Consider the following 12,254-nt stretch of genomic DNA (forward strand, 5'->3'; position numbering starts at 1 on the left):
CGCACCACAGATCGGACCCCGAGCTAGATGGGCTGGTTCTCCGACGTGATCGGCCGCCTCGGCGGCCGGTCCCCCGCGCCCGAGCCCGCGTACGAGCTGCCCGCCCCGCCGACGTCGGCCGAGATCCTCGCGTCCGTCGAGCGCGTCGAGCAGCAGATCGAGGGGCGCGTGCCGCCCGCGGTCACGGCACGCGTGCACCGCATCACCGGCACGGTCGAGGACATGGTGCCGCGCCTCGACCGCCTGGGCGGCGGGTCGCAGCAGGCGCACACGGTCGTCGCGACGGCGACGAGCTACCTGCCCGAGGCGGTCGGCGCGTACCTGCGCCTGCCGCGCGACTTCGCCGACCGGCGGGTCGTCGCGCAGGGCAAGACGTCGCTCATGCTGCTGTGCGACCAGCTCGACCTGCTCGGCGTCACGCTCGACAAGATCTCCGACGCGGTCTCGCGCGCCGACGCCGCGGCGCTCGTCGCGCACGGCGCGTTCCTCGCGGAGAAGTTCCGCGACTCGTCGATCGCGCTCGACCCGGGGGCCGGGCAGGGCACGCCCCAGCCGCCCACCGGGTCGGCGTCGGAGCCCGGACGTCTGGAGGCTCCGTGACCGGCCAGACGACCCCGAGCCTCGCGGCGGCGCTCGAAGCGCTCGACGCCGCGGCACGCGCCGCGGGCGTGGACGAGGAGGCGGCGCGCGACGAGGGCGCCCGGCTCGCGGCGGCCGTCGCCGAGTCCTCCCCCGGCGCGCCGGCGGCGTGGCTCGCCGCGCTCGGGCACGACCCGGCCGCGACGGGCGCGTTCTTCACCGCCGCGTCGAGCGCGCGGCGCTGGCGCACGTCGCCGACCGACGTCCTCGCCGCCCTCGGTGCGGCGCGCTCGAAGCACGCGGCGGCGTACGGGCAGGCGCTGGCCGACGTCGCGCGCGCGGCGGGGCACCTCGGCTCGCCCGGACCGCACGTGGCCGGGGCCGCCGCCGCGACGGCGGCGGTCCAACGGACGGGTACCCCGCAGGGGGCCGGTCCGGTGGCTGCTCCGGCTCCGGGTCGGGCACCGTCCGGCCCGACGGCGCCGCCCGCCGTGGGCGGCCCCCTCGCCCCGCGCTCCGCGCCGAGTGGCGCGGACCCGTTCGACCTCGGCGACCTGCTCGCCGCGCAGGGCTCGCTCGACGCCCTGCGTCGCCCCGCGCCCGAGGTCCCCTCGGTCGAGTCGATCCTCGACGCGCTCGGCGCGCGCCCGGCCGCGGCACCGCCCGGCCCGGCGTCCGCGGCGCCGTCGGTCGCGACCCCGGCGGACCCGTCCCCGGGCTCCGCGGCCGCGACCGCCGCGCAGGCGACGACGACCACCGAGGCGGCCGCCGAGGAGGAGCCCGCGCGATCGATCGAGGAGCTGCTCGCCGAGCTCGACGCGCTCACCGGGCTCACGCGCGTGAAGGACGAGATCCACCGCCAGACCGAGCTGCTGCGCGTCGAGAAGCTGCGCACCGAGGCCGGCCTGACCCGCCCGACGCTCACGCGCCACCTCGTGTTCCTCGGCAACCCCGGCACGGGCAAGACGACGGTCGCGCGGCTCGTCGCGGGGATCTACCGCGCGCTCGGACTGCTCGAGAAGGGCCACCTCGTCGAGGTGGACCGGTCCGAGCTCGTCGCGGGCTACCTGGGCCAGACCGCCGTCAAGACGTCCGAGGTCGTCGCGACCGCGCTCGGCGGCGTGCTGTTCGTCGACGAGGCGTACGGTCTCGCGGAGGACCAGTACGGCGCAGAGGCCATCAACACGCTCGTCAAGGACATGGAGGACCACCGCGACGAGCTCGTCGTCATCGTGGCCGGCTACCCCGGCCCGATGGCGGAGTTCCTCGCCACGAACCCCGGCCTCGAGTCGCGGTTCTCCACGACCATCACCTTCGAGGACTACGCCGACGCCGAGCTGCGCGACATCTTCGCGGGCATGGCGGGGAAGTCCGACTTCGAGCCGACCCCCGAGGCGCTCGACGTGTTCGCCCGGCTCGCCGCGGCGCAGCCGCGCACCGAGGGCTTCGGCAACGCGCGCTGGGCCCGCAACGTGCTCGACGCCGCGATCGCGCGCCACGCGTGGCGCCTCAAGGACACCGAGGCGCCGACGATCGACGAGCTCCGCCTCCTGCTGCCCGTCGACGTCGTCGACGGCGAGGGCGCCCCCGCGCTGCTCGCCTCGCTCGACCCGCCGGAGCCCGCGGATTCGCCGACCGACGGCACGACCGAGGACGCTCCCGTCGACGACGCACCCGACACCGCCCCCTCCACCGCCGAGGAGAACGCATGACGACCACCCCGGTCCGCCCGGCGGGCCAGCAGATCGTCCCCGCGGGCGGCCCCGCGCCGGGCGGCGCGCCCGGCCCGGCCGGCCACACGAACGGGGCGCCGAACGGGGCGCCGAACGCCACCGTGTCCCGCGCCCGCGGCGCGCTGCGCCGCACGCCCGGCAAGCTGCGGCTCGTCATGGGCCTGTGCGTGCTCGCCGCGCTCGCGCTCGGCGTGCTCGGCTTCCAGGCGGGCAGCGTCCAGTCCCGGGCGCTCGAGGCCGCGAGCGAGGACACCGCGCAGCTCGTCGGGGTCCAGGAGGTGCGCAACGCGCTCGTCGCCGCGGACGCGACGGCGACCGGCGCGTTCCTCGTCGGCGGACTCGAGCCCGCGGACCAGCGGGCCCGGTACGACGACCTCGTCGACCAGGCCGCGAGCGGCCTCGCCACGCTCTCCGGGAGCAACGAGGGCGACGCGGAGCTGCTCGGCCAGGTCGCGGCCGACCTCACGGTCTACACCGGCCTCGTCGAGCAGGCCCGCGCCAACAACCGCCAGGGCTTCCCGGTCGGCTCGGCCTACCTCGACCAGGCGTCGACCATCCTGCGCGAGCAGATGCTCCCGGCGCTCGACGAGGTCGTGCTCGACGACGCCGACCGCGTCGCCGCCGACTTCTCCGGCGTCCGCAACGCGCTGTGGGTGCTCGCGGGCGGGCTCGTCGCGCTCGCCGTGCTCGTCGTGAGCCAGGTCTGGCTCGCGCGCCGCACGCACCGCGTGCTCAACGTCGGCCTCGCGGTCGCGACCGTCGTCGTGCTCGTCGTGGGCATCGTGTCGACGGTCCTCCTGACCCAGGCGAGCTCGCGCGCGCAGGACGTGCGCACCGGCCCGTACGCGGCGACGCTCGCCGCGTCCCAGGCGTACTCGCTCGCGAACGACGCGAAGTCGATGGAGGCGTTCACGCTCATCAAGCGCGGCTCCGGGCAGGCGTACGAGGAGGCCTTCGTCACCGCGACGGACGACGCGGCGGCGCGCCTGGACACCGCGGCGTCCGAGGGCATCCTCGACGGGTCGACGGCGCAGGCCCTCGACGCGTGGGTGACCCGGCACGCGGACGTCCGCGCGCTCGACGACGCGGGGCAGTGGGACGACGCCGTCGCCCTCGCGACCGCGACGGACCCGGAGAGCCCGAACGCCGCGTTCGACGCCTTCTCGTCGGCGGCACGCGACGACATCGAGACCAACGCGGCCGCGACGAGCGACCGCCTCGACGGCGCGGCGACCACCGCGACCGTGGCGGGCTGGCTCCTGCTGGCCGCCGGCCTGGTCGCGGCCCTGCTCGCGTGGCGCGGCGTGACCGCACGACTGGAGGAGTACCGGTGACCCAGACGCTCGCCACCCCCGACCGGAGCCGCCGCGCCGGCGCCCGCCGGCGCCGCACCGGCGTCGTCGCCACCGTGCTCGCCACGGCGCTCGTGCTCGCCGCGTGCTCGGGACCGTCCGGTGCGGACGACCTGCGCCTCACCGAGGCGCCCCCGGAGGAGACCGCCGAGGAGGCTCCCGCCGCCCCGGCCGCTCCCGCGGAGTGCGCCGACCCCCTCGCGTCGTACGCGCCCGAGGGCGCGCTGCCCGGCCCGGACGCCCTGCCGGGCGGCAGCACGATGGCCGCGATCCGCGACCGCGGCTCGCTCATCGTCGGCGTCTCGGCCGACACGCTGCTCATGGGCGCACGCAACTCGCTGTCCGGTCAGATCGAGGGCTTCGACATCGACGTGCTGCACGAGATCTCGCGCGCGATCTTCGGCGACCCCGACCGGCTGACGTTCCGGGTCATCACGTCCGGCCAGCGTCTCGAGGTGCTCGAGAACGGCGAGGTCGACCTCGTCGCGCGCGCGTTCACCATCAACTGCGAGCGGTGGGAGTCCATCGCGTTCTCCGCGGAGTACTACCACGCGGGCCAGAAGGTGCTCGTCACGCGCGACTCGACCGCGAGCGGCATCGCGGACCTCGAGGGCCAGCGCGTGTGCGCCCCGGAGGGCACGACGACGCTCACGCGCCTCGAGCAGTTCTCCGGCATCGAGCCCGTCCCGGCCACGACCCACACCCAGTGCCTCGTGCTGTTCCAGCAGGGCAAGGTCGACGCGATCACCGGTGACGACACGATCCTCGCCGGCTTCGCGGCGCAGGACCCGTACGCGAAGGTCGTCGGCGAGGCGATCAGCGACGAGCCGTACGGCATCGGCGTGCCCGCGCAGAACGTGGACATGGTGCGGTTCGTGAACGGCGTGCTCGAGCAGATGAAGTCCGACGGGCGCTGGGCCGCGATCTACGGCGAGTGGCTGGGCGGGCTCGGCCCCGCCCCGACCCCGCCGGCCGCGGTGTACGGCCGCACGCCGTGACCCGCACGACCGCACCGGAGGCGCCGGGACGGCTCGGCGAGGCGATCCCCGCCGCCGACCTCCTGGCGTACCTCGCCGCGCTCGAGACCTGGCTCGACGAGCGGCGCACGGAGCTCGACCGCCTCGACGCCGCCGCGCAGGCCGCCGCGACGCCCGACGTCTACACCGCGGACCTCGTGCTCGCCCTGTCGCTGTGGCAGGCGATCCGCACGCGCGCGGACGAGATCCGGCCCGTGTGGGACTCGGGCCGCGCCGACGCGGTGGCGCGCGAGAAGATCTCCCAGCTCGTCTGGGGCCGGCTCGACTCCGGCTCGGGCGCCGCGCTCGTCTCGCTCGTCGAGGCGGTGAAGCTGTGCGACGCCCTCGTCGTGCAGCTGCGCACGCGGCTGTCGTTCGACCCGCACACGGCCGACCAGGTCGCGCGTCTGCGCGGTGTGCGCGCCGAGCTCGTGCGCTGCGAGGACCTCGCCGGGTCGGACGCCGACGCGCGCGGACGCGTCGAGACCCTGCGGGGACGCCTCGACCACCTCGTCGCGCAGGCCGCGCGCGGCGCGGACGTCTCCGGCCCGCTCGCGGAGCTCGAGACGGAGGTCGCGCGGGCCGAGCGCGACCTCATCGTCGCCTCCGCGCAGCGCCGCGAGCTGCGCCGCGACCGCGCGCGCACCGAGGAGCAGCGTGCCGCGCTGGAGGCCCGCGAGCCCGCGCTGCGCGAGCTCGTCGCCCGGTGCCGGCGAGAGATCGCGCACCCCCCGCGACTCGCGGTCCCCGACGTCTCCCGGCTCGGGCCCGTCCCCGACTCCCGCTTCGAGCTCGACGCCTACGCGGCGCGTCTGGCGACCGTGGCGCGCGCCGTCGAGACCGTCGAGGACGCCTACACCCGGCCCCTGCGCGCACGCGCCGAGCTGCGCTACAGCCTGGAGCGGCTCGCCGCGAAGGCCGAGTCCAACGGTCGCTCCGCGTCCCCCACCGTGCGCTCGGGCCACGCCGAGGCGCGCGACGCCGTCGAGGCCGTGCCGTGCGACGTCACGCTCGCCCGCTTCCTCGTCGAGCAGTACCAGTTCCTCACCCGCGACCTGCCCACCCCGGAAGGAGCGTCGTCGTGACCACCACCGCGACCGTCCCGTGCTCGGAGCCCGGCTGCCCGGGCACCATCGAGGACGGCTACTGCAACGTCTGCGGCGCACCCGCGGGCGGCTCCGGCGGAACGCCGGCCGCGACCGGAACCGCCGGTGCGCCCGCCCCCGGGACCGCCGCGGCCGCCTCGCCGTCGGCCATGCTCGGGACCGGCTTCGTCCAGGGTCGGCCCGGCACGGGCCCGACGTCCGCGGCCGACCCCGACGCGGAGCGCTCCACCCGCACGGGTCGCACGAGCTCGAGCCGCCTCGCCACGGCCGCGCTGGGCTCGGCCCGCACGGCGGCGACCGGCTCGAAGGCGACGCGCCGCGTCGGGACGTCCTCGACGCGCCTGCGCGGCCGCGGCCTCGGCGCGGGCCTGACGACCGTCCCGTCGGTCCCGGCGCGCGACCCCCTGCAGTCCGTCATGGCCGTGCCCGAGGTCGCGGAGCGCAAGCGCTTCTGCCCGGCGTGCGGCGAGAAGGTGGGCCGCGGCCGCGACGGCCAGCCCGGCCGGACGTCCGGCTTCTGCCCGCACTGCGGCAACCGCTTCGACTTCACGCCCCAGCTCTCGCCCGGCGACCTCGTCGGCGGGCAGTACGAGGTCGTCGGCTGCCTCGCGCACGGTGGCCTCGGCTGGATCTACCTGGCTCGCGACCAGAACGTGTCCGGCCGGTGGGTCGTGCTCAAGGGCCTGCTCAACTCGGGCGACCCGGACGCGTACGCGGCGGCGATCTCCGAGCGGCAGTTCCTCGCGGAGGTCGAGCACCCGCTCATCGTCGAGATCTACAACTTCGCCATGCACGAGGGCGCGGGCTACACCGTCATGGAGTACGTCGGCGGCGAGTCGCTCAAGGAGATCCTCCAGCAGCGCCGGGAGGACAACAACGGGGTCATCGCCCCGATGCCGGTCGACCAGGCGCTCGCGTACGTGCTCGCGATCCTCCCCGCGTTCGCCTACCTGCACGACCACAACCTGCTGTTCTGCGACTTCAAGCCGGAGAACGTCATCCAGCAGGGCGACGGCGTCAAGCTCATCGACCTCGGCGGCGTGCGGCGCAGCGACGACCTCACGTCGGCGATCTTCGGGACGGTCGGGTACCAGGCGCCCGAGGTGGCGGAGGTGGGCCCGTCGATCGCGTCGGACATCTACACGATCGGCCGCACGCTCGCGACGCTCGTGCTCGACTTCCGGGGCAACACGTCGACGTACGTCGCGTCCCTGCCCCCGGTCGCGGACACACCCGTCTTCCAGCAGTACGACTCGTTCTACCGGCTGCTCGCCAAGGCCTGCGCGCTCGACCCCGCGGACCGGTTCGCGACGGCCGACGAGATGCGCACCCAGCTCCTCGGGGTGCTGCGCGAGGTCGTCGCCGCCGACGCGGGCCCGGGCAACCCGGCGCTGCACTCCGCGGCGTCGGTGCTGTTCGAGGCCCCGGTCGCCGACGTCGCGGCGCGCCCGCTCGCGTGGGACGAGCTGCCCGCGCTGCGGCGTGACGACCACGACCCCATGGCGGCCTGGCTCGCGGGCATCAACATCGCCGACCCCGAGGCCCGGATCGTCGCCCTCATGGACGCCCCGGAGAGCACGATCGAGGCCCGGCTCGCGCTCGCGCGCGCCGCGCTCGAGGCCCAGTGGTGGGGCGACGTCGACGCGACCATCCAGGCGATCCTCGACGACGACCCGTGGGAGTGGCGCGCGGCGTGGCTGGGCGGGCTCAAGCAGCTCGCCCAGGGCGACCCGGTCGGCGCGCGCGCGTCCTTCAACGCCGTCTACGGCCAGGTGCCCGGCGAGCTCGCGCCCAAGCTCGCGCTCGCCGCGGCCTGCGAGCTGAGCGGCGAGCCCGACATCGCCGAGTCGCTCTACGTGATCTGCGCGCGCACCGACGCCAACTACACGGCACCCGCCGCGTTCGGCCTCATGCGCGTCCGTGAGGCGCGGGGCGACCTCGACGGTGCGCTGCACGCGCTCGACCTCGTCGGCCCGACCCGCGGGTCGTACGTCGAGTCCCGCACGCTGCGCGCGCACCTGCTCGCCGAGTCGGGGCGCGGCCTGCCCGCGCTCGCGGACGCGATGGCGAGCGTCGCCACGGTGTCGATCGCGCCGCGCGAGCGCGCGGAGCTCTCCGTCGGCGTGCTGCGCTCCGCGCTCGAGACGGTCACGCGGTCCGGGCCCGAGCCGACGACCCGGATCGCGGGCGTACCCGCCGACGAGCCGGCGCTGCGCGACGCGCTCGAGGGCGCGTACCGCGAGCTCGCGTCGCTCACGGACTCGCGCGACGAGCGCATCACGCTCGTCGACCGGGCGAACGAGGTGCGGCGGTGGACGGTCCGATGAGCGACACCCCGTCACCCACCGTGGACGGAGCCGTCACGGAGCCCGTCAAGGAACCCGTCACAGTGCCCGCCACCGTTCCCGCCGAGGTGCCCGCCCTCCTCTCGTGCCCCGCGTGCAGCGAGCCGTCGCCCGAGGGGGCGAGGTTCTGCGAGGCGTGCGGCACCCCGCTCGCGACGATCCCGCCGGCCGGGAGCGCGGCGGAGCGAGGTCCCGACGGCCCGGGCGACGAGCCCGCGCCGTCGCACGTCCCTCCGGGGCACGCCTCGAGGGCCGGCACGGCCCCGGACGGTGCCGTACCAGGACCGGGCACCGGCGTCCGTCCGTGCGTGCGCTGCGGGGGGCCTGTCGCCGAGGACGGGTACTGCAGCGAGTGCGGCGAGCCCGCGGCCTCGGAGCGCGACCACTGGGCCGAGCGTCCCGCGACCTGGGTCGCCGGCGTGTGCGACCGCGGCGTGCGGCACTCCCGCAACGAGGACGCGATGGCGCTCGCCGCGAGCGCGTCGGCGACCGCGGACCGCGCGTTCGCGGCGCTCGTCGTGTGCGACGGCGTCTCCTCCGCGCCCGACTCCGACGTCGCGAGCCTCGCGGCCGCGCGGGCGGCGCGCGACGTGCTCGCCGCGGGCGCCCCGGAGGGGACCTCCCCCGTCGTCGGCGAGCCGACGGCACGTGTCGCCGCCTGGTCGGCGCTCGTCGGGGACGCCTCCCGCGCCGCGCAGGACGCGATCCTGGCGACCGTCGGCGCGATGGCCGACCGCGAGAACCCGCCGTCGTGCACGTTCGTCGCGGCCGTGGTCGACGGCCCGCTCGTCGTCACGGGCTGGGTGGGCGACTCGCGCGCCTACTGGATCCCGGACGAGGGCGAGGCGCAGCAGCTCAGCGTCGACGACTCGTGGGCGCAGGAGATGATGGCCCAGGGCATCCCGCGCGCCCAGTCGGAGAGCTCTCCGCAGGCGCACGCGATCACGCGCTGGCTCGGCCCCGACGCCCCGGACCCCGTCGCCCGGACGGCCGCGACCTTCCCCGACCGCGACGGCTGGGTCCTGGTCTGCTCGGACGGCCTGTGGAACTACTGCTCCCCCGCGGCGGACCTCGCCGTGCTGCTCCACGACACCCGGCGGCGCGTCGGCGACGACCCGCAGACGCTGGCCGGTGCGCTCGTGGACTGGGCGAACGCCCAGGGTGGGCGCGACAACATCACGGCGACGCTCGCCCGGTTCGACCGGTCGTCGGCCACCGCACCCGCGGAGCTCGACCCGGACCTCGAGACGACGATCCCGCGGAGCTGACGCACGCGGCCCGACGCCGTCTCCCCCGCCACGCACGACCCGCACACGACCCGATAGCCTGCACGAACACCCGCACCACCGAAGGAGCCCCCATGGCCGAGTTCGCCGCCGAGGTCTACCAGAACGAGTTCCTGTCCGAGGGCGCCACGGACGTCCACGCGATCGTCACCGTGACGTGCACGGGGGCCGGGAGCGCGGGGAGCGTCGGCGGTGCGGGCGGCGTCGCCGAGATCATCATGGTCGACACGTCCGGGTCGATGTCGGGCCGCAACATGGAGGCCGCGAAGCACGCCGCGCAGGTCGCCGTCGACCAGATCCTCGACGGAACGTGGTTCGCGATCGTCGGCGGCAGCCACGTCGCGAACCGCGTCTTCCCCTACCCCAACGCGCGCATGGCGATGGTCCAGATGGAGCCGGGCGCCCGTGCCGAGGCGAGGCGCGCGATCTCGATGCTCACGCCCGGCGGCGGCACGGCGATGAGCACGTGGCTGCGCCTCGCCGACCAGCTCTTCGCGACGGTCCCGCAGGCGGCGCAGCGGCACGCGATCCTCCTCACCGACGGCAAGAACGAGTCGGAGCCGCGGGCGAACCTCTCCGCCGCGGTCCGCGACGTCACCGGGCACTTCCAGTGCGACGCTCGCGGCGTCGGGTCCCGCTGGCAGGTCGACGAGCTGCGCGAGATCTCGACCGCGCTGCTCGGCACGGTAGGCCTCATCGCGGACCCGAATGAGATCGCCGCCGACTTCGAGACGCTCATGCGGGCGTCCATGGCGCGCGGCGTCGCCTCCGCGGACCTGCGCGTGTGGGCCCCGCAGGGCTCGCAGGTGCTGTTCGTGCGCCAGGTCGCTCCCACGGTCGAGGACCTGACGAACCGCCGTGCCGACGTCAACCCGCTCACGGGCTCCTACCCGACCGGCTCGTGGGGCGACGAGTCGCGCGACTACCACGTCGCGGTCCGCGTCGCGTCGAAGCCGGTCGGCTCCGAGCAGCTCGCGGCGCGCGTCCAGCTCGCGGTGAACGGGGAGGTCGTCTCCTCCGGCCTCGTCAAGGCCAAGTGGTCGGACGACGAGTCGCTCACCACGCGCATCAACCCCGAGGTCGCGCACTACACGGGCCAGACCGAGCTCGCCGCCGCGATCCAGGAGGGCCTGGCGGCCAAGGCCTCGGGTGACGAGGCGACGGCGACCGTCAAGCTCGGGCGCGCCGTGCAGCTCGCGCAGCAGACCGGCAACGACGAGGCGACGTCCCGCCTGCGCAAGGTCGTCGACATCGACAACGAGGAACAGGGGACGGTGCGCCTCAAGCGCAACACCTCGACCCTCGACGAGATGGCGCTCGACACCGCCTCGACGAAGACGACCCGGGTCCGCCGGTGAGCGCCGTCGTCTGCCCCAACGGGCACCCGTCGGAGTCGACCGACTACTGCGACGTGTGCGGCGAACCGATCGGCGCCGCGTCAACGCCCGTCGCGTCCGCGCCGAGCGGCTCGACTCCCGCGCCGGGCGGCGCCCCCGCCGCGCCCGCGACGACATGCCCGAACTGCGGGTCGCCGGCACCCGGCGGCGCGCTGTTCTGCGAGAACTGCGGCTACGACTTCACGACGGGCGCCCTGCCCGACCCGGTCGACCCGCCGTCCGCGCTCTCCCTCGACCCGCCGTCGCGCCCGACGCCGCCCGCACCGGCGGCACCCGTGGCGGGCACGGCCTCGGGGGCCACCCCGCCCCCGCTGCCGGCCTCCGCCGCGACCGCGGCGTCGTCGTCGACCCCGCCCCCGCGGCCCACGCCGGCCGCGCCCACCGCCCCCGAGGCAGGCGCGGCGGGCGAGCCCGCCGTCCCGGGCGAGCCCGCGACGTCGGGCACCCACCTGCCGACGCCCCCGGTCCCGGGACCGGACCAGTGGGTCGTCGAGATCTGGATCGACCCCGACTGGTACACGGCGCAGCAGCCCGAGGACCCGATGCCCTCGGCGGGCCTGCCCGGCCTCGTCGTGCTGCGCGAGCGCAGCGTGCTCGTCGGGCGCCCGTCGGTGTCGCGGGGTATCCACCCGCAGGTCGACTGCGGCGCGGACACCGGCGTCTCGCGTCGGCACTGCCAGCTCAGCACGGACGGCCAGCGGTGGTGGGTCGAGGACCTGCAGTCGTCGAACGGGACCTACGTGAGCCCCGCGGGCGAACCGCTGCCGACGGACCCGATCCCCGCCGGGCAGCGACGGGAGCTGTCCGACGGGGACCGGATCTACCTCGGCGCCTGGACGCGGCTCGTCGTCCGCCAGGCGCTCCCGGGCGAGGTCTGAGCGGGGCTCAGCCCTCGCTCGCCCGAGGCTCGGCCTCGGCCGTGAGCTGCGTCGCCGCACCGCTGCCCGCACGGTGCGCGACCTCGATCCGGCGGGGCCGGGCCTCCTCCGCGACGGGGATGGTCAGCGACAGCACCCCGTCCTCGTAGGACGCCGAGATCTTGTCGAGCGCGAGCCCGCGCCCCACCGTGAGCTGGCGCGCGTAGGTCCCCGAAGGCCGTTCGCGCGCGAGCCACTGGACGTCGGGGTCGGTCCGCGGGCTGCGCTCGGCGCGGACCGTCAGCGTCCGGTCCTCGACGGACACGTCGATCGTCCCCGGGTCGACCCCGGGAAGGTCCATCGTGAGGACGTAGTGGTCCCCCGCCCGGAACAGGTCGAGCGGCATACCACCCGACGCCGACGCGGCGGTCGCGCGTGCCCCGGACGCGAGCTGGCCGACCAGCCGATCCATCGCGTCGAAGGTGGTCGTGAACGGGTCGGTCATCGCAGCCACACCTCTCACCTCCCTCGTCGGTCGGTCCCGGACCGTCCGGGACCGGTCGGTGCTCCCGCGAGGTAGGCA

10 protein-coding genes are annotated in these 12,254 nt (G+C 75.9%); 9 read left to right on the forward strand and 1 reads right to left on the reverse strand.

Annotation, left to right across the window (positions count from 1 at the left end; all coding sequences use genetic code 11):
• Positions 1-27: 27 nt before the first annotated feature.
• From FIC82_RS14395 to FIC82_RS14435, 9 genes are all read left to right on the forward strand, one after another.
• A complete protein-coding gene (locus FIC82_RS14395) occupies positions 28-600 on the forward strand; it encodes a hypothetical protein (RefSeq protein WP_154798978.1) in 573 nt (190 codons plus the stop codon).
• Complete coding sequence (locus FIC82_RS14400; protein WP_216609909.1) at positions 597-2,291, forward strand: AAA family ATPase; 1,695 nt, start codon at positions 597-599, stop codon at positions 2,289-2,291. Before FIC82_RS14395 ends, FIC82_RS14400 begins: the two co-directional genes overlap by 4 nt.
• Entirely contained in the window at positions 2,288-3,646 is a 1,359-nt protein-coding gene (locus FIC82_RS14405; RefSeq protein ID WP_154798979.1) for a hypothetical protein, read from the forward strand. Before FIC82_RS14400 ends, FIC82_RS14405 begins: the two co-directional genes overlap by 4 nt.
• A complete protein-coding gene (locus FIC82_RS14410; RefSeq protein WP_168731911.1) occupies positions 3,643-4,662 on the forward strand; it encodes a glutamate ABC transporter substrate-binding protein in 1,020 nt (339 codons plus the stop codon). Before FIC82_RS14405 ends, FIC82_RS14410 begins: the two co-directional genes overlap by 4 nt.
• Positions 4,659-5,765, forward strand: coding sequence for a hypothetical protein (locus FIC82_RS14415; RefSeq protein WP_168731912.1), 1,107 nt, complete (start codon positions 4,659-4,661; stop codon positions 5,763-5,765). The genes FIC82_RS14410 and FIC82_RS14415 overlap by 4 nt, the downstream gene beginning before the upstream one ends.
• Positions 5,762-8,113 carry a serine/threonine-protein kinase gene (locus FIC82_RS14420; protein WP_168731913.1) on the forward strand — a complete coding sequence of 784 codons (2,352 nt, stop codon included), beginning with the start codon at positions 5,762-5,764 and terminating at the stop codon, positions 8,111-8,113. Before FIC82_RS14415 ends, FIC82_RS14420 begins: the two co-directional genes overlap by 4 nt.
• Positions 8,110-9,399 carry a PP2C family protein-serine/threonine phosphatase gene (locus FIC82_RS14425; RefSeq protein ID WP_154798980.1) on the forward strand — a complete coding sequence of 430 codons (1,290 nt, stop codon included), beginning with the start codon at positions 8,110-8,112 and terminating at the stop codon, positions 9,397-9,399. Before FIC82_RS14420 ends, FIC82_RS14425 begins: the two co-directional genes overlap by 4 nt.
• Positions 9,400-9,491: 92 nt before the next feature.
• Positions 9,492-10,775 carry a VWA domain-containing protein gene (locus FIC82_RS14430; RefSeq protein ID WP_154798981.1) on the forward strand — a complete coding sequence of 428 codons (1,284 nt, stop codon included), beginning with the start codon at positions 9,492-9,494 and terminating at the stop codon, positions 10,773-10,775.
• The gene (locus FIC82_RS14435) at positions 10,772-11,692 is read left to right on the forward strand and encodes an FHA domain-containing protein (protein ID WP_168731914.1); all 921 of its coding nucleotides are present in this window, start codon (positions 10,772-10,774) and stop codon (positions 11,690-11,692) included. The genes FIC82_RS14430 and FIC82_RS14435 overlap by 4 nt, the downstream gene beginning before the upstream one ends.
• A 7-nt stretch (positions 11,693-11,699) precedes the next feature.
• On the opposite strand, the gene FIC82_RS14440 is transcribed toward FIC82_RS14435, so the two are convergent.
• Positions 11,700-12,185, reverse strand: coding sequence for an Hsp20/alpha crystallin family protein (locus FIC82_RS14440; RefSeq protein WP_418884323.1), 486 nt, complete (start codon positions 12,183-12,185; stop codon positions 11,700-11,702).
• Between the last annotated feature and the right edge of the window lie 69 nt (positions 12,186-12,254).

Origin of the sequence: Cellulosimicrobium protaetiae, from assembly GCF_009708005.2 — a bacterium.
GTDB classification, from domain to species: domain Bacteria; phylum Actinomycetota; class Actinomycetes; order Actinomycetales; family Cellulomonadaceae; genus Cellulosimicrobium; species Cellulosimicrobium protaetiae.

Bases quoted from the DNA above. Each gene is read 5' to 3' on its own strand.
- FIC82_RS14425 (WP_154798980.1), top strand. From the start codon at position 8,110: ATGAGCGACACCCCGTCACCCACCGTGGACGGAGCCGTCACGGAGCCC.
- FIC82_RS14405 (WP_154798979.1), top strand. From the start codon at position 2,288: ATGACGACCACCCCGGTCCGCCCGGCGGGCCAGCAGATCGTCCCCGCG.
- FIC82_RS14395 (WP_154798978.1), top strand. From the start codon at position 28: ATGGGCTGGTTCTCCGACGTGATCGGCCGCCTCGGCGGCCGGTCCCCC.
- FIC82_RS14430 (WP_154798981.1), top strand. From the start codon at position 9,492: ATGGCCGAGTTCGCCGCCGAGGTCTACCAGAACGAGTTCCTGTCCGAG.